Origin of the sequence: Vandammella animalimorsus (genome assembly GCF_002288875.1) — a bacterium.
Taxonomy (GTDB): domain Bacteria; phylum Pseudomonadota; class Gammaproteobacteria; order Burkholderiales; family Burkholderiaceae_C; genus Lampropedia; species Lampropedia animalimorsus.
The window spans coordinates 168,945-193,946 of sequence record NZ_NTBH01000006.1 but is presented as its reverse complement, the minus strand read 5'-3'; the positions used below and the strand labels follow the sequence as shown (position 1 = coordinate 193,946).

Annotated in this window: 24 protein-coding genes; 10 read left to right on the top strand and 14 right to left on the bottom strand. The window is 66.2% G+C overall.

Annotation, left to right across the window (positions count from 1 at the left end):
• Positions 1-3 precede the first annotated feature (3 nt).
• Together CLI93_RS10350 and CLI93_RS10345 are read left to right on the top strand one after the other, a co-directional pair.
• Positions 4-2,292 carry an arginine/lysine/ornithine decarboxylase gene (locus CLI93_RS10350; protein WP_095542415.1) on the top strand — a complete coding sequence of 763 codons (2,289 nt, stop codon included), beginning with the start codon at positions 4-6 and terminating at the stop codon, positions 2,290-2,292.
• A gap of 203 nt (positions 2,293-2,495) precedes the next feature.
• A complete protein-coding gene (locus CLI93_RS10345; protein ID WP_095542414.1) occupies positions 2,496-4,460 on the top strand; it encodes a site-specific recombinase in 1,965 nt (654 codons plus the stop codon).
• A 159-nt stretch (positions 4,461-4,619) separates the two neighbouring features.
• Here CLI93_RS10345 and CLI93_RS10340 read toward each other — a convergent pair whose 3' ends face one another.
• From CLI93_RS10340 to CLI93_RS10295, 10 genes are all read right to left on the bottom strand, one after another.
• Entirely contained in the window at positions 4,620-5,798 is a 1,179-nt protein-coding gene (locus tag CLI93_RS10340) for a YncE family protein (RefSeq protein WP_095542413.1), read from the bottom strand.
• A gap of 42 nt (positions 5,799-5,840) precedes the next feature.
• On the bottom strand, positions 5,841-6,125 hold the full coding sequence (locus CLI93_RS10335) for a DUF3325 domain-containing protein (RefSeq protein ID WP_095542412.1): 285 nt from the start codon (positions 6,123-6,125) through the stop codon (positions 5,841-5,843).
• Positions 6,122-7,756: a PepSY-associated TM helix domain-containing protein gene (locus CLI93_RS10330; RefSeq protein WP_238945810.1), complete on the bottom strand. Its 1,635-nt coding sequence runs from the start codon at positions 7,754-7,756 to the stop codon at positions 6,122-6,124. The genes CLI93_RS10335 and CLI93_RS10330 overlap by 4 nt, the downstream gene beginning before the upstream one ends.
• 116 nt (positions 7,757-7,872) lie before the next feature.
• Positions 7,873-8,238 carry a DUF3649 domain-containing protein gene (locus tag CLI93_RS10325; protein WP_095542410.1) on the bottom strand — a complete coding sequence of 122 codons (366 nt, stop codon included), beginning with the start codon at positions 8,236-8,238 and terminating at the stop codon, positions 7,873-7,875.
• Positions 8,239-8,705: 467 nt separating this feature from the next.
• Entirely contained in the window at positions 8,706-10,379 is a 1,674-nt protein-coding gene (locus tag CLI93_RS10320; protein WP_095542409.1) for a DEAD/DEAH box helicase, read from the bottom strand.
• A 538-nt stretch (positions 10,380-10,917) separates the two neighbouring features.
• The gene (kdsB, locus tag CLI93_RS10315) at positions 10,918-11,748 is read right to left on the bottom strand and encodes a 3-deoxy-manno-octulosonate cytidylyltransferase (RefSeq protein WP_095542408.1); all 831 of its coding nucleotides are present in this window, start codon (positions 11,746-11,748) and stop codon (positions 10,918-10,920) included.
• Positions 11,745-11,933: a Trm112 family protein gene (locus CLI93_RS10310; protein WP_095538377.1), complete on the bottom strand. Its 189-nt coding sequence runs from the start codon at positions 11,931-11,933 to the stop codon at positions 11,745-11,747. Before CLI93_RS10310 ends, kdsB begins: the two co-directional genes overlap by 4 nt.
• A gap of 110 nt (positions 11,934-12,043) precedes the next feature.
• Complete coding sequence (locus CLI93_RS10305; protein ID WP_095538378.1) at positions 12,044-12,403, bottom strand: hypothetical protein; 360 nt, start codon at positions 12,401-12,403, stop codon at positions 12,044-12,046.
• A gap of 86 nt (positions 12,404-12,489) precedes the next feature.
• Positions 12,490-14,073: a TolC family protein gene (locus CLI93_RS10300; protein ID WP_095995811.1), complete on the bottom strand. Its 1,584-nt coding sequence runs from the start codon at positions 14,071-14,073 to the stop codon at positions 12,490-12,492.
• 92 nt (positions 14,074-14,165) lie between these two features.
• Positions 14,166-15,962 carry an AMP-binding protein gene (locus tag CLI93_RS10295; protein ID WP_095995810.1) on the bottom strand — a complete coding sequence of 599 codons (1,797 nt, stop codon included), beginning with the start codon at positions 15,960-15,962 and terminating at the stop codon, positions 14,166-14,168.
• Between the two features lie 285 nt (positions 15,963-16,247).
• Here CLI93_RS10295 and greA point away from each other — a divergent pair, with 285 nt between their 5' ends.
• From greA to CLI93_RS10260, 7 genes are all read left to right on the top strand, one after another.
• Complete coding sequence (gene greA / locus CLI93_RS10290; protein WP_095538998.1) at positions 16,248-16,727, top strand: transcription elongation factor GreA; 480 nt, start codon at positions 16,248-16,250, stop codon at positions 16,725-16,727.
• Positions 16,728-16,765: 38 nt separating this feature from the next.
• On the top strand, positions 16,766-17,215 hold the full coding sequence (locus CLI93_RS10285) for a DUF4149 domain-containing protein (protein ID WP_095542405.1): 450 nt from the start codon (positions 16,766-16,768) through the stop codon (positions 17,213-17,215).
• A 56-nt stretch (positions 17,216-17,271) separates the two neighbouring features.
• Positions 17,272-18,543, top strand: coding sequence for an MFS transporter (locus CLI93_RS10280; RefSeq protein ID WP_238945808.1), 1,272 nt, complete (start codon positions 17,272-17,274; stop codon positions 18,541-18,543).
• The gene (locus CLI93_RS10275; protein WP_095542403.1) at positions 18,543-18,725 is read left to right on the top strand and encodes a hypothetical protein; all 183 of its coding nucleotides are present in this window, start codon (positions 18,543-18,545) and stop codon (positions 18,723-18,725) included. Before CLI93_RS10280 ends, CLI93_RS10275 begins: the two co-directional genes overlap by 1 nt.
• A 115-nt stretch (positions 18,726-18,840) precedes the next feature.
• Positions 18,841-19,743: a 4-hydroxy-tetrahydrodipicolinate synthase gene (gene dapA / locus CLI93_RS10270; protein ID WP_095542402.1), complete on the top strand. Its 903-nt coding sequence runs from the start codon at positions 18,841-18,843 to the stop codon at positions 19,741-19,743.
• 68 nt (positions 19,744-19,811) lie between these two features.
• Complete coding sequence (gene bamC, locus CLI93_RS10265; RefSeq protein ID WP_095542401.1) at positions 19,812-20,951, top strand: outer membrane protein assembly factor BamC; 1,140 nt, start codon at positions 19,812-19,814, stop codon at positions 20,949-20,951.
• Between the two features lie 17 nt (positions 20,952-20,968).
• A complete protein-coding gene (locus CLI93_RS10260) occupies positions 20,969-21,847 on the top strand; it encodes an MBL fold metallo-hydrolase (protein ID WP_238945807.1) in 879 nt (292 codons plus the stop codon).
• 27 nt (positions 21,848-21,874) lie between these two features.
• Here the strand turns inward: CLI93_RS10260 and CLI93_RS10255 are convergent, their stop codons facing one another.
• From CLI93_RS10255 to CLI93_RS10245, 3 genes are all read right to left on the bottom strand, one after another.
• Positions 21,875-22,369, bottom strand: coding sequence for a GNAT family N-acetyltransferase (locus CLI93_RS10255; protein ID WP_095542400.1), 495 nt, complete (start codon positions 22,367-22,369; stop codon positions 21,875-21,877).
• A complete protein-coding gene (locus CLI93_RS10250) occupies positions 22,366-22,638 on the bottom strand; it encodes a type II toxin-antitoxin system TacA family antitoxin (RefSeq protein WP_095542399.1) in 273 nt (90 codons plus the stop codon). The genes CLI93_RS10255 and CLI93_RS10250 overlap by 4 nt, the downstream gene beginning before the upstream one ends.
• A gap of 122 nt (positions 22,639-22,760) precedes the next feature.
• Positions 22,761-23,240 carry a hypothetical protein gene (locus CLI93_RS10245; protein WP_238944909.1) on the bottom strand — a complete coding sequence of 160 codons (480 nt, stop codon included), beginning with the start codon at positions 23,238-23,240 and terminating at the stop codon, positions 22,761-22,763.
• Between the two features lie 159 nt (positions 23,241-23,399).
• Between CLI93_RS10245 and CLI93_RS10240 the strand changes: the two genes are divergently transcribed.
• The gene (locus CLI93_RS10240) at positions 23,400-24,344 is read left to right on the top strand and encodes a YbhB/YbcL family Raf kinase inhibitor-like protein (protein ID WP_095542398.1); all 945 of its coding nucleotides are present in this window, start codon (positions 23,400-23,402) and stop codon (positions 24,342-24,344) included.
• Between the two features lie 69 nt (positions 24,345-24,413).
• Here CLI93_RS10240 and CLI93_RS10235 read toward each other — a convergent pair whose 3' ends face one another.
• Entirely contained in the window at positions 24,414-24,983 is a 570-nt protein-coding gene (locus CLI93_RS10235; protein WP_095542397.1) for a hypothetical protein, read from the bottom strand.
• Positions 24,984-25,002 lie beyond the last annotated feature (19 nt).

The following is a 25,002-nucleotide window of genomic DNA, read 5'->3' as shown; positions in this document are numbered from 1 at the left end:
CTCATGAAATTTCGCTTCCCCATCGTCATCATCGACGAGGACTACCGCTCCGATAACACCTCGGGCCTGGGTATCCGCGCCCTGGCCGAAGCCATTGAGAAAGAGGGCTTCGAGGTCGTCGGAGCCACCAGCTATGGCGATCTGCGCCAGTTCGCCCAGCAGCAAAGCCGCGCCAGCGCCTTTGTGCTGTCCATCGACGATGAGGAGCTGATCGAGAGCGAGGGCGACGAGGAGGCCGAGGTCATTGCTGAGCTGCGCGATTTCATCGGCGAGGTGCGCCGCCGCAATGATGAGGTGCCCATCTACATCCACGGCGAGACCAAGACCAGCCAGCACCTGCCCAACGACATCCTTCGTGAGCTGCACGGCTTCATCCACATGTTCGAGGACACGCCCGAGTTTGTCGCGCGCCACCTCATCCGCGAAGCCAAGAATTACTTGGAGAGCATCCAGCCGCCGTTCTTCAAGGCGCTGCTGGACTATGCCGAGGACGGCTCCTACTCCTGGCACTGCCCGGGGCACTCGGGCGGCGTGGCCTTTTTGAAAAGCCCCATCGGCCAGATGTACCACCAGTTCTACGGCGAGAACATGCTGCGCGCGGACGTGTGCAATGCCGTGGAGGAGCTGGGCCAGCTGCTGGACCACAACGGCGCCATTGGCGAGAGCGAGCGCAACGCCGCGCGCATCTTCAATGCCGATCACTGCTTTTTCGTCACCAATGGCACCAGCACGTCCAACAAGATCGTCTGGCACCACACGGTGGCCCCCGGCGACGTGGTGGTGGTGGACCGCAACTGCCACAAGTCCATCCTGCACAGCATCATCATGACCGGCGCGATCCCGGTGTTCCTCAAGCCCACGCGCAACCATTACGGCATCATCGGCCCCATTCCCAAGAGCGAATTCGAGCCGGCCAGCATCCAGAAAAAGATCAAGGCGCACCCGCTGCTCAAGGGCGTGGATGCCAAGAAAGTGCGCCCGCGCGTGCTGACGCTGACGCAATCGACCTACGACGGCGTGCTCTACAACACCGAAACCATCAAGCAAATGCTCGATGGCTATGTGGACAACCTGCACTTTGACGAGGCCTGGCTGCCGCACGCGGCCTTCAACCCCTTCTACGGCACCTACCATGCCATGGGCCGCAAGCGCCCGCGCCCCAAGACCAGCGTGGTCTATTCCACCCAATCCATTCACAAGCTGCTGGCCGGCATCAGCCAGGCCAGCCACGTGCTGGTGCAGGATTCGCAGGAGCAAAAGCTCGACCGCGCGCTGTTCAACGAGGCCTACCTGATGCACACCAGCACCAGCCCGCAGTACAGCATCATCGCCAGCTGCGACGTGGCCGCCGCGATGATGGAGCTGCCCGGCGGCCAGGCGCTGGTGGAGGAGAGCCTGCAGGAAGCGCTGGACTTCCGCCGCGCCATGCGCAAAGTCGAGCAGGACTTTGGCAAGAACGACTGGTGGTTCAAAGTCTGGGGCCCCGAGGCGCTGGCCGAGCAGGGCGTGGGCCGCTCGGCCGACTGGATCATCCGCAGCAACGGCAGCAAGAGCCGCAAGGCATCGAGCAACTGGCACGGCTTTGGCAATCTGGCCGACGGCTTCAACATGCTCGATCCGATCAAGGCCACCATCGTCACGCCGGGGCTGGACCTGGATGGCAAGTTCGACAAGACCGGCATCCCCGCCGCCATCGTCACCAAGTTCCTGGCCGAGCATGGCGTGGTGGTGGAGAAGACGGGCCTGTACAGCTTCTTTGTCATGTTCACCATCGGCATCACCAAGGGCCGCTGGAACACGCTGCTCACTGCCCTGCAGCAGTTCAAGGACGACTACGACAAGAACCAGCCGCTGTGGCGCATCATGCCCGAGTTCAGCCACCAGCACCGCCGCTACGAGCGCATGGGCCTGCGTGATCTGTGCCAGCACGTGCACCAGCTTTACGCCAAGTACGACATCGCGCGCCTGACCACGGAGATTTATCTGTCGGATCTCAAGCCTGCCATGCGCCCGGCCGATGCCTATGCCCACATTGCGCACCGCAAGACCGAGCGCGTCGTCATCGACGAGCTCGAAGGCCGCATCACCGTGGGCCTGGTCACGCCGTATCCGCCGGGCATTCCGCTGCTCATCCCTGGCGAAGTCTTCAACCGCAAGATCGTCGATTACCTGAAGTTCGCGCGCGAATTTGCGCAGCAGCTGCCCGGCTTCGAGACCGACATCCACGGCCTGGTCGTGCAGACGCAGCCCGACGGCAGCAAGCAGTTCTTTGCCGATTGCGTGGCTGAGTGACGGCTGCGCGGCGCGCCATCTCACGGGCGCTGCGCCCCTCAACGCGCGCTGCGGCGCCCATGCAACGCCCGCATTTCAGCGCGCAAGATCAGTGCCCTGTTCAGCGCCCTGTCTAGCGCCCACTGGCAGGCCTGCCTGAAGGCCGCTTGCCTGGGCGCTTTTTGAATCCCCTTGACTTGTACTTGTGATTGCAAGGCCCACCCATGTCCCAGCCTGATCTCACGCCTTTTGCGGGCTGTGCCGATTTTCAAAGCGCGCTGCAGCTGCTGGTGCAACACCTGCGCAGCAATGCCGAGCAGGCAGGCGACGCCTTGCGCGACTTTCTTGATGCGCTGCAGGAGCAGCCTGAAATCAACGAACATGTCGCCAGCCTGTTCCACCAGTGGTTGCAACACTCCCGCCTGGCCACTGGCTTTGTGCAGACCGGCATTTATTCACGCCAGGATTTCGGGCGCGAGCTTCGGCGCCGCCTGTACGACCGCATCAATCCGCCGCCGCGCCAGCCCGACGTGCTCGAAGATGTGCTGCAGACCGTGCTTCGCCCCAGCGATCTGGACTGGCTCAACAGCATTGCGCCACGCCTTTGGCTGCGGCTGTACGAGCAGCTGGGCAGCGCGCAGCAACGCGAAGCCAGCCAGCACTATGTGCGCGACCAGTTGCTGCGCGCGGCGGAAATGCTGGCGCTGTGGGTGGCGGGCGAAGACCTCAACCCGGATCTGATCCGTTTGAACCCGCGCCTGCTGGAGGTGGACTCGGCCTTTCTCAGCCTGCAGCGTGAAGTGCAGAACCTGGTTGAGGCCGAGCGCGCCGGGCGTGAGCTGCCCGACACAGCCCAGCTGGATGTGATGCTCGACCAAAGCCGCGAGCAGGTCGCCCACCTGCGCCGCTTGGGCAACCAAAGCGGCGCTTCGCTGAGCACGGCCCATTTGCTCGAACGCCTGGGCCAAAGCCTGGATCGGCTCGAAGGCATTCTCACCATGCTCACCAGCGAGCGTTCGGAGCGCAGCGCCCGCGCCTGGCTGGTGCAATTGGGGCAAATCATCAACAGCGGGCTGGAGCAGCGCAGCATTCGCGAATTCGTGCGCAACAGCGCCAGCATGCTCAGCAAGAGCATCAGCAGCAGCAAAAGCGAGCATGGCGAGCACTACATCACCACCACCGGGCAGGAGTATTGGCACATGCTGCGCTCGGCCGCTGGCGCGGGGGTGCTGATTGCCCTGATGGCCCTGCTGAAGATTGAGATCGGCCGCTGGCAGCTCGCGCCGTTCTGGAGCACGCTGCTCATCAGCTTGAACTACGGCATTGGCTTTGTCATCGTGCACCTGCTGGGCTTTACCATCGCCACCAAGCAACCCGCCATGACGGCCGCCAGCATTGCTGAGAGCGTGCAGCAGGGCCAGAACAGCCGCAACCTGCCCAAGCACCTGGCCGACCTGCTCATCAGCGTGCACCGCTCACAAAGCGTGGCCGTGCTGGGCAATGTGTGCCTGGCCATGCTCGTAGCCGCTGGCGTGGCATGGCTGTATCAGCGCCATGCAGGCCAGGCCCTGCTCACGGCCGATGAAGTGGCCTACCAGCTCAAGGCCCTCAAGCCCGTGCCTGCGCTGTGGTATGCGGCCATCGCCGCGCTGTGGCTGTTTTGCGCCGGCATCATCTCCGGCTATTACGACAATCGGGCCGATTACGTGCGGCTGCGCGAGCGCCTGGCGGTGCATCCGGCGCTGCGCTGGCTGGGGCCGGCGCGCCAGCAGCGCTTTGCCAATTACCTGCACGAGCATTTCGGCGCGTTGCACGGCAATTTCTACTTCGGTGTGCTGCTGGGCGTGACGCCCTACATCGGCCACTTGCTGCACCTGCCGCTGGACATCCGGCACATTGCCTTCTCGTCGGCCAACCTCAGCTACGCGGCCAGCGGTGCCGAGCTGGGCGCCAAAGTCTTTGCGCTGGGCTTGTTGTATGTGCTGCTGATTGGCATGGTCAATCTGTGGCTGAGCTTCTTCCTGGCGCTGCGCGTGGCGTTGCGCGCTCGCGATACGGAAATCCCCAGCCTGGGCAAGCTGCTGCAGGCCTTGTTCAGGCAACTGCGCGCCGGCCCCATGGCGCTGCTGTGGCCGCCGGCCGCGCCGGCCGATGCGCAGCGCAAGCAGCCGCCCGATAGCGGGCATTGAGCGCGCGCCAGCCCTGTTTCCACGACGCGCTGGCCAAACGCAAGCCGGCGCGCGCCAGGTTTGCCTTGCGCGCGCCGGTGTTGTGCGCCCTACAGCCCAGGCGCAGGGCCTGGGCTGTAGGCGGCTTTGAACAGGTTCTTGGAGCCTGTTCAAAGTCTCTTAGAAGCTCAGGCGCACCACGCTTTCGTTGCTGCCCTTGGCATCGTTCTTGCCGTTCTTGATGGTGGCGTACACAGCGCCGGTTTGCGCATCCAGCGACAGGCTGTTGGGGTGCGAGGGCAGATCAAAGCGCTGCAACGGCTGGAAGGTTTTGAGATGGAACACTTCCACGCTGGCGCCTTCGCGGGTGGTCACCCACAGGCGACCACGCTCGGGGTCGGCCAGCAAGGCAACGGGGCCTTTGCCCTTGGTGGGCTGACTGGCCAGCAGCGAGCCGTTCTTGGGATCCAGCGCGACGATGCGGTCGCCACGGCCGCGCGAGACGTAGTTTTTGATGCCGGCGCGCTCGCGCGATTGGTTGAAGGCATCCAGCCCCTGATCGACGGCAAACAGGCGCTTGCTTTTCGCGTCGAAGGCCAGGTTCAGCGGCTGATCCAGGGCGATCTCGTGCTTTTTCTCCAGCTTGAGCGTGCGCGCATCAACGGTGAAGAGCTGGCCCTGCTGGTTGGAGACATAGACCTTGCCCGCAGCCTCATCCAACGCAATGCCGGTGGCGGTAAAGCCCATGCCGGGGATGACTTTTTCCACCTTCAGCGCGCGCGTATCGACAACGTACAGGGCGCTGTTCTTGGAGTCCATGCCGGGCATGAACAAGCGGCCATTGGCTTTGTCCAGCACCAGTTGGCGGAAGCGGTGCTCATAGCGCTCTTGCATCTTGCCGTCGCGGCCTGGGGCCTGGACTTTCTTGGCCAGCTGCACCACGCCCAAGGTTTTGCCGCTGGCGATGTCGATGACGGTGACGGAGGAGTCGATGGTGTTGCCGATGTAGAGGCGGCCAGCGTCTTCGTCCAGCGCCATGCCGAAGCCACGGCGCTGAAGCGGGATTTCGTCCAGCACGGCCAGGGTTTGCGGGTCCAGACGCAGCAGGCGCGAGGCCGGCGCATCTTTGCCAAAGCCGCCCGAGGAGTTGACGAACACGGCATTGAATTTGGGCGAGTAGGCCAGCTCATACAGGCCAGGGGCAATGGCCTGGCGCACGACTTGGGGCTGGGCCTTTGTGCCTGCTTGCGCGGCCTGGGCTTGGGTGGCTGGGGCCTGAGCCTGGTGTGCGCAGCCAGCCAGGGTAGCGGCCAGGGTGGCCGCAGCGGCGGTGGCAAGGAGGCGATGGGACAGTTTCATGGAGTGTTTCCTTGGGTAGTGGAGAAAAACAAAGAGAAGGTGTCAGCGCGGCGGGCGCAGACGTTGGTCAATGAGCAATGCCATGAATACGACGCCTGCTGCCATGCCGCTGTGGCCGCTGTAGTTCACCAGCCCCAGCCCCCAGCCCATGCCGCGCACGGCCAGCGCCAGCGCCAACAAGAGCAGCAGCGCGCCACTGCCGCGCAAGGCGCGGCTGGCACTGGCGGGCAGCTCATGGCCCAAGGCCTCGAGCTGATGGCGCGGCATGGCCATCGCTAAGCAGGCAAAGCCCAGCAGGCTGGCGAGAAAAATCAGCGCGTGATTCATGCTTGGGCACTCCGGGGCGCAGCGCTTGCTGCGGCGCGGCTTGCCACAGTGCTGGGTTGGCGGCGCGCCGGCTTGCGCGCCAGGGCCCTTGGCTGGTGACGCGCCGTGCGCCAGGCCAACTGGGCGTGCAATGCAGCGAAGGCCAGCAGCGCGAACTCGAAACCGGCAAAAACCCAATCGGCCTGCATCAGGCTGCGCAGAAGATGGCGTTCGGTGAGCAAGGCGTTCAACAGTGGCACTAGCGCCAGCAGCGCAGCAGCCAGGGCCAGCAGCTCGACCCAGGCGCGCTTGGTCGGGCGCAGGCAAGCGTAGAGCAGCGCCAGCGCCCAGACGATGAAAAAGCCGTGGATTTCCCACTGGGCGCGCTGCGCCAGCCCCAGCGGCAGCAGGCGGTTGAGCCAGAAGAAGCCGGCCATGGCCACGCTCAGGCCAGCAATGGTGGCGATGTTCAGCCGCTCCACCAAGGCAAAGCCGATGTGTGGCCGTGCAGGGTCAGGCAGGCGCGTGCGGCGCTTGACGGTCCATAGCACCAGACCGCTGCCCACCATGGCCGTGCCTGCCAGGCTGGTGAGGAAATACAGCCAGCGCAGCGTGCCATCGGCAAAGCGGCCCATGTGCAGGCCGTAGAGCACGCCGCGCGTTTGCGCGGCTGGGGCGGCGCTGTCGTGGCTTTCCAGCAATCGCCCATTGCTGCCGTCGAACACCAGATAGCGCGGGTGGTCTGAGATGCGCCCGGCTGCGCTGCGCGAGACGATGATGCGGGCGTTGGCCTGGCCGGGGTTGTTCACCAGCACTTGCCCTGCCAGGCCTTGGGTCTGGTCCTCATCCTGGCCTTGGCCAGCCCAATGCTGCTGCGCCTGGGCCACCAAGGGCGCCAGCGGTACCGTAGGCACAGTGGCGGCATCGGGCTGTGGCGGTGCGGGCGGGCGCCAGGCGCTGAAGCTCTGCATGGCTTGGGCGCGCTCCTGCTCGTTCAGCGCCAGCTGCTCACCCCAAGGCATGTACAGCGTCATCAGCATCACCAGGCCGCTGTAGGTGATCATGAAATGAAAGGGCAGGCCCAGCACCGACAGGCCGTTGTGCGCATCCAGCCAGCTGCGCTGGCCCTTGCCCCAACGGAAGGTGAAAAAATCGGCGAAGATTTTCTTGTGTGTGATGACCCCGCTGACAATGGCCACCAGCATGAACATGGCGCAGAAACCCGTGATCCAGCGGCCCCACAGAATGGGCACGTAATGCAGGTTGAAGTGAAAACCGTAGAAGAAGTCGCCGCCTTCGGTCTGGCGCAGCGAGTGCGATTGGCCATGGGCATCGAACACCGCATTGCCCCAGTCCCCGCGCTGGCCGTTCGCAGGCATCCAGTAGGCTGAGGCGCCTGGGTTGCGCGCTGTGGGCAGGGTGATGCCAATTTGTGGCGTATCCGGCGCGCGCGCCAGCACGGCATCGAGCACCAGTTGCGCCGTCTGCCCTGGTGTGGGCGCGGCAGTTGCCCCGGCCACCCCGGGCGCTTGCAGCTCGGGGCGCAGGTACAGCGAAATCTCCTCGCGGAAATAGCTCACCGTGCCGGTGAGGAACATGGCATACAGCACCCAGCCCGCCAGCAGCCCGGCCCAGGTGTGCAGATCGGACATGCTTTGCCGCAGCCCGCGAGACGAGGCAGCTGGGGCTTTGCGGGCCTTGGATTGACTTGCCGCCGTGCATGCGTCAGGCGCCGCAGGCGCGCCAGGGCGTGCGGCAGCGGGCGCGCTCATGCCTGCGCCCCCTGCCACACCAGCCAGGCCAGCGCCAGCAGCGGCAGTGCCGCAGCCAGCAGACCGCCCCAGGCGCGCAGCGCCGAGCGCGCGGCAAACACCCAGACCACTGCGCAGGCATAGACCAAAAAGCTCAACAGCGTGCCAGTCATCACGCCCTCAGTCTTGGGCATGGGCAGGGCCGCCGCCGCTATGGACACCAGAGCTGCCAGCACATAGCCGCCAATGATGGCAGCGACAACGCGCGCCATCAGCCCAGCCCAACGCCGCCACCGGGCCAGCGCCTGCGCGGCGCTGCGGGCGGGCCGTAACGCGAGGGCCGCGACAGTGGGCGCAGGCGTGGGGTTGGCGCGATGGGGCATCGGGCAGGGCAGTGGAGAAAGGCAGGCCTGTACAGCTCAAAGCCTGCGCGCGCAACCTCGCCCCCCAGGGCAGGTTGTGAAACAGGCTGTCAAAAAGCCGCCCCATTCAAGGGCGGCGCAGCTCAGATCATGAGGCTGTCATATAAGGCTGTCATTGTAGACAACAAAACTGCAAACAAGACTGATTCACATTGATGAATGGGCGCGCGCAAGCCTCAAGAGCGCAAAGAAAAACCGGCCTTCAGGCCGGTTGGTCGTGTGTTGGAGTAGGCCTGCACAAATTGCAGCCTCCGCAGCTTGTGGAGATTCGGTTTGCGAAGCGCATTTTTCGAGGCAAAAGCCGCAGCAGCTGCGCAGTTTTGACCGAAAACCGCGCCGCAATACTGGGTTTCAGCACCCCCTGGAGCGTGTCATGGCTTTGCGCTCTCGCGGGGGTAAAGTTCATCACAGGCTCTGAGGCGAAGGCATCAGCCGCGTTGCCGCACTTTGCCAGCGTGGCGCTGATTGGGCTTGGCGCTGCCCAAGCCATGGCGTGCGCCGCTGCGCTCGCTGCGGTGGCGGGGGGCTGGTGCCGTTTGGGCGCTGGCATGGCCGTGGCCGTGCGTGCGCGGCTTGCCGCTGCGGCCAGCCCAGCCGCTGCCAGTCATGCCACTGTTGCCAGGGCGGGCTGGGCGGCCGTTGCGTGCGCTGCGGCCAGGGGCGCCGCCTTTGCCGCCAGGCTTGCCGCGGCCTTGGGGGGCAGCGTTCCAGGCCGGGAAGCGCTGGCTGGGTTCCAGCCCGGGCAGGGTATCGACGACAAACGGCTGGCGCGTGAACTGCTCGATGTCGTGGATGCGGCGGCGGTCGCGCCATTGCGCGAAGCTGATGGCCAGGCCGTTGCGGCCGGCGCGGCCGGTGCGGCCGATGCGGTGTGTGTAGTCCTCGGCCTTCATGGGCAGGCCGTAGTTGAAGACGTGGCTGATGCCTGGCACGTCGATGCCGCGCGCGGCCACGTCGGTGGCCACGAGGATTTGCACGCGCCCGTCGCGCAACGCTGCCAGGCGTCGGTTGCGCAGGCCTTGGTGCAGCGCGCCGTGCAGCGCCACGGCGCTGAAGCCGGCCTGCTGTAGATCCTCGGCCAATGCGTCACATTCGAGCTGGGTGCTGGCAAAGACGATGGCCTGCTCGATCTGCGGGTCACGCAGCCAAGTGTCAAGCAAGGCGCGCTTGTGCGCATCGTCGTCGGCCCAGAAGAGTTTTTGCGCAATGTTGACGTGCTTTTGCTGCGCGGTGGCGATTTCCAGACGCTGCACATGCTGGCCGCCGTCGTGCATGACGCGCATGCCCAGCTGCTGGATGCGCGGCGCGAAGGTGGCGCTGAACATCATGGTTTGCTGGCGCTGTTCTGTCAGGCGGTGGATGGCTTCGAGGTCTTCGGCAAAGCCCAGGTCGAGCATGCGGTCGGCCTCATCGACGACCAGGAATTGCACCTGATCGAGCAGCAGCTGGCCGCTGCGCTGCAAATCCAACAGGCGGCCTGGCGTGGCCACGACCAAGTCGGCGTTTTGCAGCTGGGCGATTTGCTTGGGGTAGGGCAGGCCGCCGATGACGCTGGCGATGCGCACGCCACGGCAGAACTGCAACAGCGCAATGGCTTCGCGCGCCACCTGCATGGCCAGCTCGCGCGTGGGGCACAGCACCAGCGCGCCGGGGTGCACGGGCTCGAAGCGGCGCTGCAGCGGGTTTTTGCGCTTGGGTTTCTTGGGCGGCGGCAGGCCCTGGGCCAGGGCCTGGGCGACTTGTGCATCGAAGGCAGCCTGGGCGGCGGCCTTGCGTGCGGCGTGGGCCTGGATCAGGGTGTGCAGCACCGGCAGCAAGAAGGCGGCGGTCTTGCCGCTGCCGGTCTGGCTGGAGACCATCAAATCGGTGAAGGGGCTGCCAGCCTGCGGCGCGCGCGGCAGCGCCAGCGGGATGGCGCGCTGTTGCACAGGCGTGGGGCTGGTGTAGCCCATTTGGGCGACAGCCTGTACCAGCGCATCGTCCAGGCCCAGCTGGGCGAATGGATTGAGGCTGTCAGCAGCAGGGGGTGCTGGTGTCGGGGTGGCCGCAGTGTGGGCCTCGGGCTGCGCAGAGGCGCTGGGCAAAGAATAGGAGGAGGACATGGGTCGAGCGGCCTTGGAAAGGCCTGGGGTAAAACAGCCGATGCCGAACGCAAGCCCGATTGGGATTGCGGGCTTGAACCTGTTGCAAAAAATCAAACAGGCGTGCAGGCACGCGGATGGGGTGAAAAAACCTCTCCATCCGACGACGCAGACACTGCCGCGTTGCCATGGCAGCACAGGGCTGCACAACAGGCGGCGGGGCAGGTCAGGGGGCTGTTTCTGGCGAGCTTGCAGATTGCGCGCGCAGGCGGCTTGGTCTGCAAGAGAAGTGCAAAAGTGCAGGGCAGGCGGCAGTGTGTGCGCTGCCGCTGCGGTGCCAACCCAATAGAGCCTGTTCAAAATCCCTGCTCGCGCCGAGATCTGGAACAGGTTCCGAGATAGAAAGATGCGATGGCCTGGTGCAATCAGCGATTGGTTGATCGCGCCGGGCGAAGCCGCGCATTATGCGCGTGGGCAGGCCTTGAGCCTGCAGGAAGCTGATACGGCCCAGGGCCGTGCAGGGTTATTCGTTGGCCGCGCCGAGATTTTGAACAGCGGCTCAGTGCTCTTTGGTTGCGGCGTGGCGCCGGGCGCGCTCCAGGTCTTCAGGGGTATCCACGCCGGGGGGCGGGGCCTGCTCGGCCAGATGTACGGCAATGGCGTGGCCATGCCAGAGCGCGCGCAGCTGCTCCAGCGCCTCGGTCTGTTCCGTGGGGGCCGGCGGCAGCTGCGGGAAGGCTTTGAGAAAGCCGGCGCGATAGCTGTAGATGCCGATGTGGCGCAGCGGTGCGTGCAGCCGTGCATCGGGGCTGTGGGGCTGGTTGGCATCGGCCCACCAATGGGCCTGCCGCGCGTCGCGATAGTGCGGGATGGGGGCGCGGCTGAAATACTGCGCGCGTCCGCGCGCGTCCAGCACCAGTTTGACGACGTTGGGATTGAGAAAGTCCTGCACGTTGTCGATGGCGTGCGCGGCCGTGCCCATCACGGTGTCTGGGCCAGACTGGGCCAGGGTCTGGGCCACGGCGTCGATCAGCGCGGGCGGGATGAAGGGCTCATCGCCTTGCACGTTGACGACCAGCGCCTCGTCGGGCAGCTGCAGGGCCTGCACGGCCTCGGCCAGGCGGTCGCTGCCACTGGCGTGGTCGCGGCGGGTGGGCAGGCAGTCGATGCCGTGCGCGGCGCAGGCCTGGGCGATGCGGGGGTCATCGGCGGCGACGATCACGGCCTGGGCCTGGCTTTGCCTGGCCTGCAGAGCCACGCGCACCACCATGGGCAGGCCGCCGATGTCGGCCAGCGGCTTGTCGGGCAGGCGGTTGCTGGCCATGCGCGCCGGGATCAGCACGGTGAAGGCCGCAGTGGTCGGGCGCGGTGCGGCGGGGATGCTGTTCATGCGGCTGCGGCCAGCTCATCATCGCTGAGCGGGCGGGCTTCGTTTTCCAGCAGGATGGGGATGCCGTCGCGGATGGGGTAGGCCAGGCGCGCGCTGCGTGAGATCAGTTCGTTGCGTTCGCGATCCAGGCGCAGCGGGCCCTTGGTAACGGGGCAGACCAGCAGTTCGAGAAGTTTGGAATCCATGCGGGTTTCGGGGACGGGATGGGGTCGGGGATGGCGGGGCGAAATGCAAGGCACGCCCTTGCGGGCGTGCCTTTGAACAGGTTCTTGGAATCGCTTCCAAGAACAGGCGCTTACTGCTGCGCCGGGCCGACGCGCGTGGCGCGATGCTCATACAGCATACCGCCGCCGAGCACGCTGCCCTGGTGCTCGGCATGCTGACCGCGCACGCGCTCTTCGCAGGCCTGGCGGGCGTCCAGATCCTTGTGGGCCATGCAGCGTTGCAGAGCGTTGTTGCTGAAGTCCTCGTTCGGGTCTTGCGGCGCCTTCTGGCGGGCGGCGCCGAATTCGCGGCGGCAGGCTTGGCGATCCTGGCTGCCGTCGTCACAGACGGCAATGCCTGCGGACTGGGCGGCTACGTGGGCCGGTGCGCTGGCGAGCAACAGGCAGGCGCTGATGGAGCAGGCCGAGGCCAAGGTGCGGATCAGGGACATGCGATCTCCTTTCGTGACGGGATGAACGAAGCGCAATGGTAATGCGCCGACGCCAGTGCCTGGGGCGCTGTGCCCAGGCAAGTGTTTCAGTGCGCAACAGCCGCGCGGCGTGGCGCGGCAGCGGGCGGGGCTTTGCTGCTGGCATCGGGGGTGGCGTTTCCTGCAGGCTGGGGCGCTGCAGCGGGTGCATCTGCCGGGGGTGCCAGCAGGGCGTTGATGCGGCGCACAGTATCCAACCCCAGCGTGCCGCTGGCTTGCGCCAGACGCAGCTGCGCCATCAGCACGCCGTAGCGCGCCTGGGCCAGCTCGCGCCGGGTCTGGTAGAGCTGGCTCTGGGCGTTGAGCACGTCGATGTTGATGCGCACGCCGACCTGGTAGCCCAGTTGGTTGGCCTCCAGGGCGCTGAGGCTGGAGGCCTCGGCCGCCTGCAGCGCCTGCACCTGGCTCAGGCCCGATTGCAGGCCGAAGAAGGCCTCGCGCGTGGCCTGCACGGTCTGGCGCTGGGCCTGGTCGAGCTGGGCGCGGGCCTGTTCTTGCAGCGCCAGGGTCTCCTTGACGCGGTTTTGCACGGCAAAGCCGGCAAACAGCGGCATGTTCAGCGCCACGCCAATGCTGGCCTGCTGGTTGCGCGTGCCGGGGTGGGGGGCCGCTGGCGTGCCATTGGGGTTGTGTACCTGGGCCAGGCGCGCGCTGAGGTTGACGGTGGGCAGGTGGCCGGTCTTGGCCTTGTCGGTCTCCAGCCGGGCTTGCTCCAGCGCCAGGCGCGCGCGGCGGATCTGCGGCTGGTATTGCTCGGCGCGGGCCACCCAGTCTTGCAGGCCGGCGGCTGGCATGGCCTTGCCGGGTTGGTCGGAGGCAGTGCCAGTGGCGGCGTCGGATTCAAGGCTGGCTTCGCTGCTGGCTTTGCCATCGGGCGTGTGGCTGGCCGCGTTGCCAATGGGGGCGAGCGCGGCCAGCAGATTGGCCGGCAGTTTCAGCGGCCAGGGGCGCGTGCCGGGCTGGCCCACAGTCTGGTCCAGCGCCAGGCGACGCACCTGCAGGCTGTTCTCGGCGGCGATTTCCTGTGCGCGGATCAGGTCGAAGCGGGCCTGGGCCTCGCGGGTGTCGGTGATGGTGGCGTTGCCCACGTCGAAGTTGCGCTGCGCGGCGGCGAGCTGCTCTTGCACGGCGGCTTTTTGCGCGCGCACCACGGCCAGGGTGTCTTGCGCGGCCAGCACGTCGAAATAGGCTTGGGCGACGCGCACGATCAGGTCTTGCGCGCTGGCGTCGAGCTGGTGGGCTGCGTCCTCGATGGCCAGCTTGCTTTGTGCCAGCGTCAGCCGATCGGCCGGGCGGTACAGGGGCTGGGCGGCCTGCAGCGCGACGGTGCGCGTTGTGCCGTCATGGCGCAGCCCCAAAGGCTGCACCCGGGTGTGGCTGCGCGCCAGCTCCGCGCCCACGCCGACCTGGGGCAGCAATGCGGCACGGGCCTGGTCGCTGCGGCGCTCGGCAGCCTGTTTGTGCGCCAGCGCGGCGCGCCACTGGGCGTCGTAGCCGCTGGCCTGTTGCACCATCTCCAGCAGGCTTTGGGCCTGCAGGCTGGGGACAGCGCCCAACAGCGCCGCAGCCAGGGCGCAGACGACCAGCCGGCGCGGCTGTCGGCGGTGAAGAAGGGGGAGGGGTGAGGGCATACGCATGCGGTCAAAAAGGGGCGGGCATTGGGTGCGGCATCGTACACGCTGCATGTGCCGCCCTCAGCCCTCAGCCCTCAGGTCAGCCCAGCTCAGCCCTCATCCAGCGTCCAGGCGAAGGCGTAGCCGTCGAGCTCTTCGCGGATGGCTTGCTGCGCCTGCGGCGAGGGCTGGCTCAGGCGCACCCGCACGTCCAGGCCGCGCTTGCCGCCTTCGCTGGCCTGCACTTGCAATTGGCCATCGCCGCTGAGCTCACGCAGCGCTGGCTCCAGCAGGCGCACGGCGGCCTCGGCCCGCAGCGCGGGCTTGTAGGGCTTGCCCACGGCGGTCACGGGCAGGGCGTCGAGCACGTACAGGGCCTTGGGCCAGGCCGGGCGCTCGGCGATGTGCTGCTGGGCGTATTCCTGCAGGGCGGCCAGGTCGGTCTGTGGCTCGCGCAGCACCAGGAAGACCACCGGCAGCTCGCCGGCGTAGCGGTCGGGCTGGCCAACGGCGGCGGCCGCTTCCACGGCCGGGTGGTTGGTGAAGGCCTGCTCGATCATGGCCGGATCGATGTTGTGGCCGCTGCGGATGATCAAGTCCTTGCTGCGCCCGGCGATGAACAGCCGGCCCTGCTCGTCCAGGTAGGCCAGGTCGCCGGTGTTGAGCCCGCCTTCCTCGAATACGCCAGCGTTCTGGTCGGGGTCGCGGTAGCCGGGCGAGACGTTGGGCCCGGTGACGAACAGCACGCCCACCTCGCCGGGCGCGCAGTCCTCGCCCAGGCGCCCGTCGGTCAGGCGCTGGCGCACCCGGATCTGGCTGCCGGCGATGGCCCGGCCCACGGAGCCGGCCGTGGGCGGCACGCGGGCGTCGTCCGAGGCGGTGACGCCGCCGGTCTCGGTCATGCCCAGCAATTCATAGATGGGCTTGCCGGTGACCTGCGCAAAGCGCTGCGAGACCGCCGCCGGGCACAGCGCTGCGCCGGTGACGCCGCAGCGCAGCGTGTCGATGCGCGCATCGACGGGCACGGCCAGCACCGAGGCCATGGCCGTGGGCACGGCCCCCAGCACCGTGACCTGGTAGCGCTCGACCATGCGCCAGATGTTCTGCACCATGGCCGGGTTGCGAAAGCCCAGCGGCGAGAGCATCAGCACGTTGGCGCCGCGCAGGAAGAAGGCCAGGCTGCAGGCGATGCTGCCGCCGACGTGAAACAGCGGCATGCCGTTGGTGATGCAGTCCTGCGGGCGCACGTCCAGCAGCTCGGCGCCGCCGCGCGCGGCGCTGAGCTGGTTTTCATGGGTGTGGGCCACCAGCTTGGGCAGGCCGGTGGTGCCGCCGGTGTGGAAATAGGCAATGGGCTGCTGGGCATCGGCCACGGGGGTGAACTGCAGCTGCTCGCCGGGCTGCTGCGCCAGCGCCGCGCCCAGGTCCTGGATGACTGCGCCCTCTGCGGCCTCGTCCATCGGGCCTGCCGGGCCCAGGCACAGCAGTTGCAGGCCGGGAATGCGGCGCTGCACGTGCAGGCTTTTCTGCCAGACATCGGGCGCCAGCGCGCCGACGGTGACCAGAATGCGCGCGCCGCTGCCGCGCACCAGCTCCTCGATCTGCTCCTCGGTCAAAAAGGGGTTGAGCGGCACGGCGTAGCCGGCGGTCTCCGCGCCCCAGAGCACGAAGTGCGTCTCCACCACCGAGGGCAGCAGATAGGCCACGCCAACGCCCACCCCGCCGCATTGCACGAACAGGTTGGCCGCCTGGGTGATGCCGGCGAGCAACTCGCGGTAGGACACGACGCGCGCCTGCTCTTGCTCGCTGCCGTCGCGCACGAAAGTCAGCGCCGGGCGCTCGGGCATGCGCTGGGCAACGTCTTGTAAAGCGCTGTAGATGGTGGCGGGGGGAGGGGGTGCGGGCATATGTGTCTCCTTCTATTTCACGCAAAGGGGCGATTGTGCGGGAGTTCTGCGGCCTTGCTGGCAGCTGCGCCCGGGCGGGCTGTCGCCCATTTGCCGCCTTGGTGCGCCGCCCTTGTGCGTCGATGGGCCAGTCCGATGGCGGTTTGCGCCCGGCTCGCGGCCAAGCCGTTACAATCGCCGCCACCGCCCAAAGCACAGAGAGTGGGCGCATTTTTTTGCGATGGAATACGACACCGCTGGATGGCAACATCCGGCGGTGCATTTTTTTGGAAAGAGAACTGCCCAATGACGACGACCCTTCCCATCACCAAGCGCGGCGCTGAACTGCTCAAGGCGGAGCTGCACCAGCTCAAGACGGTGGACCGCCCGGCGGTCATCAACGCCATTGCCGAGGCGCGCGCGCAAGGCGATCTGAGCGAGAACGCCGAGTACGACGCCGCCAAGGATCGCCAAGGCTTCATCGAGGGGCGCATCAAGGACATCGAAGGCAAGCTGGCCGCTGCCCAGGTCATCGACCCCAGCGCGCTGGATGCTGGCGGGCGAGTGGTGTTTGGCGCCACCGTCGAGCTGGAGGACGAGGACAGCGGCGAGCGTGTGCGCTACCAGATCGTGGGCGAGGACGAGGCCGACATCAAGCAGGGCCTGCTCAATGTCTCCAGCCCCATTGCCCGCGCGCTGATCGGCAAGTCCGAGGGCGAAGTGGCCGTGGTCAATGCCCCAGGCGGCGAGAAAAGCTACGAAATCGTCGCCGTGCACTATCAGTGAATGAGTGGCCCGGCCACACCGCCTCAAGGAGGAGTCCCATGTCCACATTGCGCCATGTGCTGCTGCAGCGCCTGCCGGTGATGGCCGCCGCCCTGTGGTGGGGCGGGCTGTCGGTGGTGGGCTTTCTCAGCGTGCCGCTGCTGTTTGCCAACCTGCCCGCAGCCCAGGCTGGGCAGGTGGCGGCCAAGCTGTTCACGGCCATGACTTGGCTGTCGGTGGCCTGCGGCATGCTGCTGGTGTTCTTGCTCAAGCCCGCACGGGGCGGTGATGGCGCGACGGCAAGCGCTGCAGCAGCGCCCGCGCCGCTGGCCTGGACGGGTTGGGCCCTGGCCGGTGTGGTGCTGGCGCTGCTGGTGGAGTTCGGCATTGCGCCGCGCATCGTCGCACGCGAGAACCTGGCGTTGTGGCACAACCTGGCCACGGCCTTGTACGTACTGCAATGGCTGTGCGCGGCCGTGCTGCTGTGGCGCCTGGGCGGGCGCCGCTAATGCGGCAGCGTCTTGCAGGGATGAAAGCACTGGACTGAAACCAAAACCGCAGCGCCATGTCGTCGAGCCTGAATTCACTTTCCTCTCCAGCCCGTCTGCCCATGCAGCAGGTGCTGCTGTGCGGCGCGCTGGTGGTGACGCTGTCCATGGGCGTGCGCCACGGTTTTGGCCTGTGGCAGTTGCCCATCGTCACGGACATGGGTTGGTTGCGGCAGGACTTCTCCAACGCCCTGGCAATTCAAAACCTGGCCTGGGGCTTTTTTGGCATCTTCATCGGCATGGTGGCCGATCGCCTGGGCGCTTTGCGCGTGCTGCTGGCCGGCGCCGGGTGCTACGCGGCCGGGCTGCTGGGCATGGCCTATGCCAGCACCCCCTGGATGTTCGCGCTGTTTGCCGGCATGTTGCTGGGCTTGGCGCAGGCCTGCACCACCTACGCCGTGGTGTATGGCGTCATCGGGCGGCAGATCCCGATGGAAAAGCGCTCCTGGGCCATGGGGGTGACGGCTGCGGCCGGCTCCTTCGGCCAGTTTCTGATGCTGCCGCTGGAGGGCTGGCTGATCACGCAACTGGGCTGGCAACAGGCCCTGCTGGTGCTGGCCGTGGCCGTGCTGGGGATTGCGCCGTTGGCCCTGGGCCTGCGCGAGCCGGGTTTTCGCCGCCGTGGGCCAGCCCAGCCGGCGCTTGTGCCCGCGGCCCAGGGCGAGCCGCAAACCGTGGCCCAGGCCCTGCGCGAGGCGCTGTCGCTGCGCAGCTTTCAGCTGCTGACGCTGGGGTATTTCGTCTGCGGCTTTCAGGTGGTGTTCATCGGCGTGCACATGCCCAGCTATCTGAAGGATTTGTCCATGCCGGTGCATGTGGCCACGTATTCGCTGGCGCTGATTGGACTGTTCAATGTCTTTGGCTCCTACCTGTCGGGCTGGCTGGGGCAAAGCATGCCCAGGCGGCACATCCTGGCCTTTATTTATTTCGCGCGCTCGGTGGTCATCAGCGTGTTTTTGCTGGCGCCGCTGAGCAGTGCCAGCGTGTATCTGTTCTCGGCCGTCATGGGGCTGCTGTGGCTCTCGACGGTGCCGCCCACGAACGCCACGGTGGCGCAGATCTTCGGCGTGCGACACCTGTCCATGCTGGGCGGCGTGGTGTTCTTCAGCCATCAGGTGGGCAGCTTCATGGGCGTGTGGCTGGGCGGTTACCTGTATGACCGCACTGGCAGCTACGACATCGTTTGGTATATTGCCATCGCCCTGGGCGTGGTCGCCGGGCTGATCAATCTGGTCGTCGATGAGCGCCCCGTGGCGCGCCCTTTGCAAGCGGCGCCAGCAGGGGCGTGATGCCCCAGGGCCCGGCCGTCAAGACTTTTGAAACCTTCGCAGCAGAGCCCATGCGCAAACCCCGGCTTTCCCACTTACTGGCCCTGGCAGGCCTGCTTGCATTGCTGGCCCTGGCGTTCTGGCTGTATGCCCGCCCTGGGCTGATGGTGTATTTGGCCGAGCAACTGTGGGCCTGCTTCTGAACAGGTCGTTACCAAGGCGCTGATCCAGGCAGGCGGCGGCGCCCATCACCTTCTACCATCACGCTCTAGAATCGCGCTTTCTTTTTTTGCGCGCCTCCCAACAAGCAATTGACCTATGGCTTCTTCTTCCCCATCCGTGCTCTTGACGGGCAGCATCGTGGCCCTGATCACGCCTCTGAACGAGGATGGCAGCGTCGATTACCCCGGCCTGCGCAAGCTGATCGATTGGCACATCGAACAGGGCACGGACTGCATCGGTGTTGTGGGCACCACAGGCGAGTCGCCGACGCTGACTTTCGATGAGCACCACGAGGTCATCCGCGTAGCGGTCGAGCATGCGGCCGGGCGCGTGCCCATCATGGCCGGCTGCGGCGCCAACTCCACGGCCGAGGCCATCTCGCTGGCGCGCTATGCGCAGCAGGTCGGCGCGCACAGTCAGCTGCAGGTCGTGCCCTACTACAACAAGCCTACGCAAGAGGGGCAGTACCAGCATTTCCGCGCCATTGCCGAGGCCACGCCTGAGCTGCCCATGTTCCTCTACAACGTGCCAGGGCGCTCGGTGGCCGATCTGCAGCATGAGACCGTGCTGCGCCTGGCGCAAATCCCCAGCATCGTCGGCATCAAGGAAGCCACCGGCGATCTGGCCCGGGCGCAATGGCTGATCCGCGATGTGCCCGAAGGCTTTGCCGTGTTCTCCGGCGATGACCTCACCGCTGTGGCGCTGATGCTGTGCGGCGGCCATGGCAACATCAGCGTGACGGCCAACGTCGCCCCTGCGCTGATGAGCCGCCTGTGCAAGGCCGCGCTGGCCGGCGACGTGCAGCAGGCCAATGCGCTGCAGCGCCAGCTGCTGCCGCTGCACAAGGCGTTGTTCCTGGAGGCCAACCCCATCCCCGTCAAGTGGGCCATGCACCGCCTGGGCCTGTGCGGCCCGACGCTGCGCCTGCCCATGACCGAACTGAGCCAGGCCCTGCAGCCCACTGTGCAAGAGGCCCTGCGCGCTGCGCAGCTGCTTTGAGTGGCCCTCGCGTGGCGGCGTTGCTGCCGCCTCTTTCCCTTCCTGAACCCATTGCTGGCATGACTCGCATGACCCGTTCGACCGCTTCGACCCCCCGGCCTCTGCAGGCCGCCTCGCTCAGTCTGGCCGCCGTGGCCTTGCTGCTGTCGGCTTGCTCTTCGCTGCAGGGCGACAAGATCGATTACAAGAGCGCCAAGCGCGGCACCTCGCTGGAAGTGCCGCCCGATCTGACCCAGCTGTCCACCGATACGCGTTATGCCGTGCCTGGCGGCCCTGTGTCGGCCAATGCGCTGCTGGCCTCCCAGGTGCGCCAGGGGCAGGGCGAGCGTGTCGCCGGCGACAGCGTGGCCGACGTGCGCATCCACCGCGATGGCAATGTGCGCTGGCTGAGCGTGCCGCGCACGCCCGATGCGCTGTGGGAGCCGGTGCGCCAGTTCTGGGTGGACAACGGCTTCGTGCTGACCATGGACCAGCCGGCGCTGGGCATCATGGAAACCGACTGGGCCGAAAACCGCGCCAAGCTGCCGCAGGACTTCATCCGCAACACCCTGGGCAAAGTGCTGGACTCGCTGTATTCAACCGGCGAGCGCGACAAGTTCCGCACCCGCATGGAGCGCCGCGACGACGGCGGCACGGACATCTACATCACGCACCGTGGCATGGTCGAGGAATTCACCGACCGTTCGCAGGAGCGCACCATGTGGCAGCCGCGCCCCTCCGATCCAGAGCTGGAGACCGAATTCCTGCGCCGCCTGATGGTGCAGCTGGGCGTGAGCGAGGAGCAATCGCAGGCCATTGCCCAGCAAAGCCAGCAAGAGGGCGGCGTCACCGCTGGCAGCGCCGGTGGCGCAAGCCTGGTCGAGCTCGGCGGCGTGCCGGCCCTGCAGCTGGACGACGACTTCGAGCGCGCCTGGCGCCGCGTCGGCGCGGCGCTGGACCGCACCGGCTTCACCGTCGAAGACCGCGACCGCTCCCAAGGCCTGTACTTCGTGCGCTACATCTCGCCCGAGGCGCGGCGCGACAAGCCTGGCTTCTTTGGCCGCATGCTGGGCCAATCGTCCAGCGTCCCGGCGCCTGTGCGCTACCGCATCCTGGTGCAAGGCCAGGGCCAGCGCTCGCACGCCATTGTGCAAAGCGAAGCCGGTGCCGCCATGGCCGCGGCCGAGGCTGGGCGCATCCTGCAATTGCTGCACGAAGACCTGCGTTGACCTTGTCGGCGTCAGCCTTGTCGCCATCGCCATTGCCCAGCCCGCGTCGGCCGCTGCGCTTTCGCAGTCTGGCCAGCGGCAGCGCCGCCAATGCCACGCTGGTGCAAGGCTGCGATGGCCAGGGCGCGCCCATGACCGTGCTGATCGACTGCGGGCTGACGCAGCGTCAGCTTGCCGCCCGCTTGCAAGGTGACGGCTTGCAGCTGCGTGACATCCGGGCCATTTTCGTCACCCACGAACACTCCGACCATGTTGGCCCCAGCTTTGAGCTGGCGCGCAGCCTGGGCATTCCGATCTGGTCCAGCTATGGCACCTGGCAGGGCGCGGGGTGCCCCGATGCCGGCGGCCTGTGGCGCGTGGCCTGCGATGGTCAGCCCATTGCCTGGGGCGCGATGCAGGCCACGCCCTTTACCGTGCCGCACGATGCGCGCGAACCGCTGCAGCTGTGCATCCGCCAAGGCCAGGCGCGCCTGGCCCTGCTGACCGACCTGGGCCACGTCACACCCCATGCGCTGGCCCATGCCGCGCATTGCCAGGCCCTGCTGCTGGAATTCAATCACGAGCCCGAGCTGCTGCAGCAATCGCGCTACCCGCCCTTCCTCAAGCGCCGCATCGCCGGGCCGCGCGGCCACCTCTCCAACGCTGCGGCCGCGCAGCTGTTGGCCCAGGTGCTGCACGCTGGCCTGCGCCACGTGGTCGCAGGCCACCTGAGCCAGCAAAACAACTGCCCACAGCGCACGCTGCAATGGATGCGCCAGGCCGTGGGCGAGCACCCAGTGGCCCTGCACATCGCCACCCAGGAGCAGGGCTGCGATTGGATTGAGCTGGACGCGGGCGGCGCGCAGCAAGAAGCTGCCGCCAGCATCCATGCCGAGCCCGCCGGTGCGCAGGTTTGAGGGCGGCCTCCGGGCGAGCAGGGCGCGTCACGCCTTGGCGAAATGCAAGCGCAGCATCAGCGTCATTGGGTGCTGGGGCGATTGCCGAAAGCCGTAATGCAGATAGAACTGCTTGGCGCGCTCGTGCAGCGCATGGACGAGCAGGGCGCGCACGCCCGCGTTTTGCGACACGACCATGGCCCTTTGCACGGCATCCTGCAGCAGCGCAGCGCCGAGCTGCAGACCCTGGGCACGCAGGTCAACGGCCAGTCTGGCCAGCACCATCACGGGCACCGGGTCGGGCATGTTGCGACGCACGCTACTGGTGGCTGCCTGATGCGAGACCGCACCTGCGGCCATGGCGTAGTAGCCGCAAACGCGCTCGTGCGGATCGGTGACGACAAAGCAGCGGCTTGCACCGCTCAAATGATTGGCCAGTGCCCTGCGTTTGAGCCATGCATCCAGGCTGTCCTCGCCGCAGGCAAATTCACCCAGGATGTGGTGCGCCGCAAGGGGTTGCGGTGCGCTCAATGCCATGCTCATGTCTGGTCTGTGCGCCAAGGTGCCTGGACTGCCATGAGGCGCTCCAGCCCGGGATTGGGCTCGGGCGGCGCGTCGAGCATGTCAGTGAACTGCTGGAACTGCTCGTCATCCAGGCTGAAGAACACCTGATCCAGGACAACGGCCTGGGCGCGTTCGCAGGCCGCTTCGAGCATGAAGTCCGAACGATTCTTGCCCAGCAGCCGGGCCGCGTGATCGATCAAGTCGCGCTGTTCGGGCAGGGCTCGCAGATTGATGGCGGCGTCACGCATGGTTTCCCCTCTTTTGCATACACAATAGCCACACGGATTGTGATTCGGTGTGTAGCTATTGTCAATGCGAAGCGCTGCCCTGTGCGCTCAGCGCGAACGCCAAAGGGCTGTTCACAACGGCCTCATGCCTTGCTGGTTTTGGATGCGCAAAGCGCGCCTGTGCCGGCGCGGGCCATATCCAGGGCTTCGCAGGCGGCAACGACGTTTTGCACCGTGTGCTGGCTTTCCCGAGAGAGGCGCAGATAGGTCTGAAGCATGCGCTGATCGGCCAGGCCGAGTTCATAGCCAACGGCAGCCTTTGCAGGCATGCGCGCTGTGCGCTGCATGGGCAAAAGCGCTGGCTCGGCCCCCAGCAGCAGGGCCTCGGGGGTGACGCGCAGCCAAGCCGCGAGAACGCGCAGCTTGTCCTGCCGGGGCAGGGAAATACCCATCAACCAGTTGCGCGCGGCATGCACGGAGATGCTGCGCCCCCAATAGCGCAAATTGAATTCGTGAGCGACCACAGTAGGAGAGGCGGGAATTCCCGCCTCTTCCAATGCCTGACGCAGCCTTTGTGCAAAGGCCTGCGCTTCTTCCGACTGACGCTTGTCATCGCTCTTCATCGAATCGATGTTAGCGAGAGCTGTAAAAGCAAATTTAAGTAATACTAGAAAAATTATCTAGTTAAAATTCATTTTGCTCAAAGTTCAAACGCCTTTCGCATTCACTTGGCAAATCATTGAGCAAATTAATCTTTTCCATTTCCATCTCCAGGAGAACCGATGATCGCTTTGTCTTTTTCTTGCAAGCGCCTGATCGCAGGCGCAGCCTTGCTGAGCTGTGCCAGCGTGCACGCGCAGCTGGAGGTGACTTCGCCAGCCTTTGCTGCTGGCACCGTCATTCCAGATCCGTTCACATACAACCTCCCTGGTCAGTGCAATGGCAGCAACTGGTCGCCTCCGCTGGAGATCACGGGCATTCCCGCTGGAACGCAGCGCCTGGCCATCGAGATGCGCGACCAAACCTTTCCATGGCTGCACTGGAAGGTGTGGGACATTCCCGTACAGGCGGCGCAAAGCAGCATGACCCTGCCCCATGACGCTGCAAGCAACTACAACAGCAGCAGCGCCCAGAACGAATTTGGCACGCCTGGCTATGGTGGTCCCTGCCCGCCGACGAATGCGGAACACACCTATGTATTCAAGGTATACGCGCTGACGACGGCCGTTGGCAGCGGCGAGCCCTCCAGCTCTGACCTGGCTGCGGTGCCAGCCAACCAGCAGGCGTCTTTGCAGGGCAAGCGGGCGCGCAACAGCAGCCAGCCCTGGACGCCGCCAAGCCTGCCTGGCATGCCGCAAAACCTGCAGGCAGCGCCTGGCGATGGCCAGGTTGTGCTGTCTTGGGCAGTGCCGATCACGGGTCACCCCAGCAGCTATACCTATACGGTGTCAGTGGATGGTGCGGCTTATCCTGGCTGCACCGGCATTACGGCGCGGACCTGTACCGTGACAGGTTTGATCAATGGGACGGCTTATGACTTTGCTGTGACCGCGAGCAACATTGCGGGAGAAGGGCCGGCGGCTACCCGAAACGGCGTCCAGCCAGGCCAGGCGTCTGTGCCTGCTGGTGCCACGCCGGTGCCCACTCTGGGGCAATGGAGCGTGTTGCTGCTGGGATTGGCCTTGGCCAGCCTGAGTGCATCTTGGCTGCGCAGGCGTCCGCATTGAGCATTTTTATTTAGAGCGCGTTATGCACTTTGCGCCTCAGCGAGAGCGCAAAGTGCATATCCCCTAGTCTTACAGCCCCAAAGTCCTGCTGGCAAAGCCGATGCTGCTGCGGTTTTCCAGCCATTCCTGAGCCTGCTCGCCCACTTGCTGGGCCAGGGCCGGATCATTGCCGTAGATGCCGGTGAAGAAGTCGGGGTTGCTCAACCAGATGCTTTGCCTGCCCGCCAGCGCAAAGCTGGGGGTTTCGCGCGTGAATTGGCGCGCCACTTTGCGCCCTTGCACCACCGTATCCCAGCGGGTGCGCCAGGCCACGAAGCGCGGTTGCTGGCGGATCAACGTGTCGAATTGGTTGGCGATCAGGATCAGTTGGCGCTGTGGGCGCAGCCAGTCCTGCAGTGCGTCCAGCAGCGGGGCGCTGGACAGCGGCCAGCCGGAGAAGTCCGGGCTGCAGCAGATGATGCGCGGGCAGGCCTGCTGCTCGGCCGTGCGCAGGAATTTCTCCAGCGTTTGCTGCCATTGCGCAATGCCGTTGATGGCGTAACGCTCGGTGTGGGGGGCGCTGGCTGGGGTGGCGGCATCGGCGTTGGCGTTGGTGGCCTGGGCTGGCGCTGCTGCGCGGTGGTGTTGCTCGTGTTGCATGGCTTGCTCCCCTCTTTCT

Coding starts and splice junctions, on each gene's coding strand:
- CLI93_RS10280 (WP_238945808.1), top strand. CDS start 17,272: ATGTCGTCGAGCCTGAATTCACTTTCCTCTCCAGCCCGTCTGCCCATG.
- bamC (WP_095542401.1), top strand. CDS start 19,812: ATGACCCGTTCGACCGCTTCGACCCCCCGGCCTCTGCAGGCCGCCTCG.
- CLI93_RS10235 (WP_095542397.1), bottom strand. CDS start 24,983: ATGCAACACGAGCAACACCACCGCGCAGCAGCGCCAGCCCAGGCCACC.
- CLI93_RS10240 (WP_095542398.1), top strand. CDS start 23,400: ATGATCGCTTTGTCTTTTTCTTGCAAGCGCCTGATCGCAGGCGCAGCC.
- kdsB (WP_095542408.1), bottom strand. CDS start 11,748: ATGAACAGCATCCCCGCCGCACCGCGCCCGACCACTGCGGCCTTCACC.
- CLI93_RS10305 (WP_095538378.1), bottom strand. CDS start 12,403: ATGTCCCTGATCCGCACCTTGGCCTCGGCCTGCTCCATCAGCGCCTGC.
- CLI93_RS10325 (WP_095542410.1), bottom strand. CDS start 8,238: ATGCCCCATCGCGCCAACCCCACGCCTGCGCCCACTGTCGCGGCCCTC.
- CLI93_RS10340 (WP_095542413.1), bottom strand. CDS start 5,798: ATGAAACTGTCCCATCGCCTCCTTGCCACCGCCGCTGCGGCCACCCTG.
- dapA (WP_095542402.1), top strand. CDS start 18,841: ATGGCTTCTTCTTCCCCATCCGTGCTCTTGACGGGCAGCATCGTGGCC.
- CLI93_RS10295 (WP_095995810.1), bottom strand. CDS start 15,962: ATGCCCGCACCCCCTCCCCCCGCCACCATCTACAGCGCTTTACAAGAC.
- CLI93_RS10300 (WP_095995811.1), bottom strand. CDS start 14,073: ATGCCCTCACCCCTCCCCCTTCTTCACCGCCGACAGCCGCGCCGGCTG.
- CLI93_RS10345 (WP_095542414.1), top strand. CDS start 2,496: ATGTCCCAGCCTGATCTCACGCCTTTTGCGGGCTGTGCCGATTTTCAA.
- CLI93_RS10350 (WP_095542415.1), top strand. CDS start 4: ATGAAATTTCGCTTCCCCATCGTCATCATCGACGAGGACTACCGCTCC.
- CLI93_RS10245 (WP_238944909.1), bottom strand. CDS start 23,240: ATGAAGAGCGATGACAAGCGTCAGTCGGAAGAAGCGCAGGCCTTTGCA.
- CLI93_RS10250 (WP_095542399.1), bottom strand. CDS start 22,638: ATGCGTGACGCCGCCATCAATCTGCGAGCCCTGCCCGAACAGCGCGAC.
- CLI93_RS10335 (WP_095542412.1), bottom strand. CDS start 6,125: ATGAATCACGCGCTGATTTTTCTCGCCAGCCTGCTGGGCTTTGCCTGC.
- CLI93_RS10320 (WP_095542409.1), bottom strand. CDS start 10,379: ATGTCCTCCTCCTATTCTTTGCCCAGCGCCTCTGCGCAGCCCGAGGCC.
- CLI93_RS10310 (WP_095538377.1), bottom strand. CDS start 11,933: ATGGATTCCAAACTTCTCGAACTGCTGGTCTGCCCCGTTACCAAGGGC.
- CLI93_RS10285 (WP_095542405.1), top strand. CDS start 16,766: ATGTCCACATTGCGCCATGTGCTGCTGCAGCGCCTGCCGGTGATGGCC.
- CLI93_RS10255 (WP_095542400.1), bottom strand. CDS start 22,369: ATGAGCATGGCATTGAGCGCACCGCAACCCCTTGCGGCGCACCACATC.
- CLI93_RS10275 (WP_095542403.1), top strand. CDS start 18,543: ATGCCCCAGGGCCCGGCCGTCAAGACTTTTGAAACCTTCGCAGCAGAG.
- CLI93_RS10330 (WP_238945810.1), bottom strand. CDS start 7,756: ATGTCCGATCTGCACACCTGGGCCGGGCTGCTGGCGGGCTGGGTGCTG.
- greA (WP_095538998.1), top strand. CDS start 16,248: ATGACGACGACCCTTCCCATCACCAAGCGCGGCGCTGAACTGCTCAAG.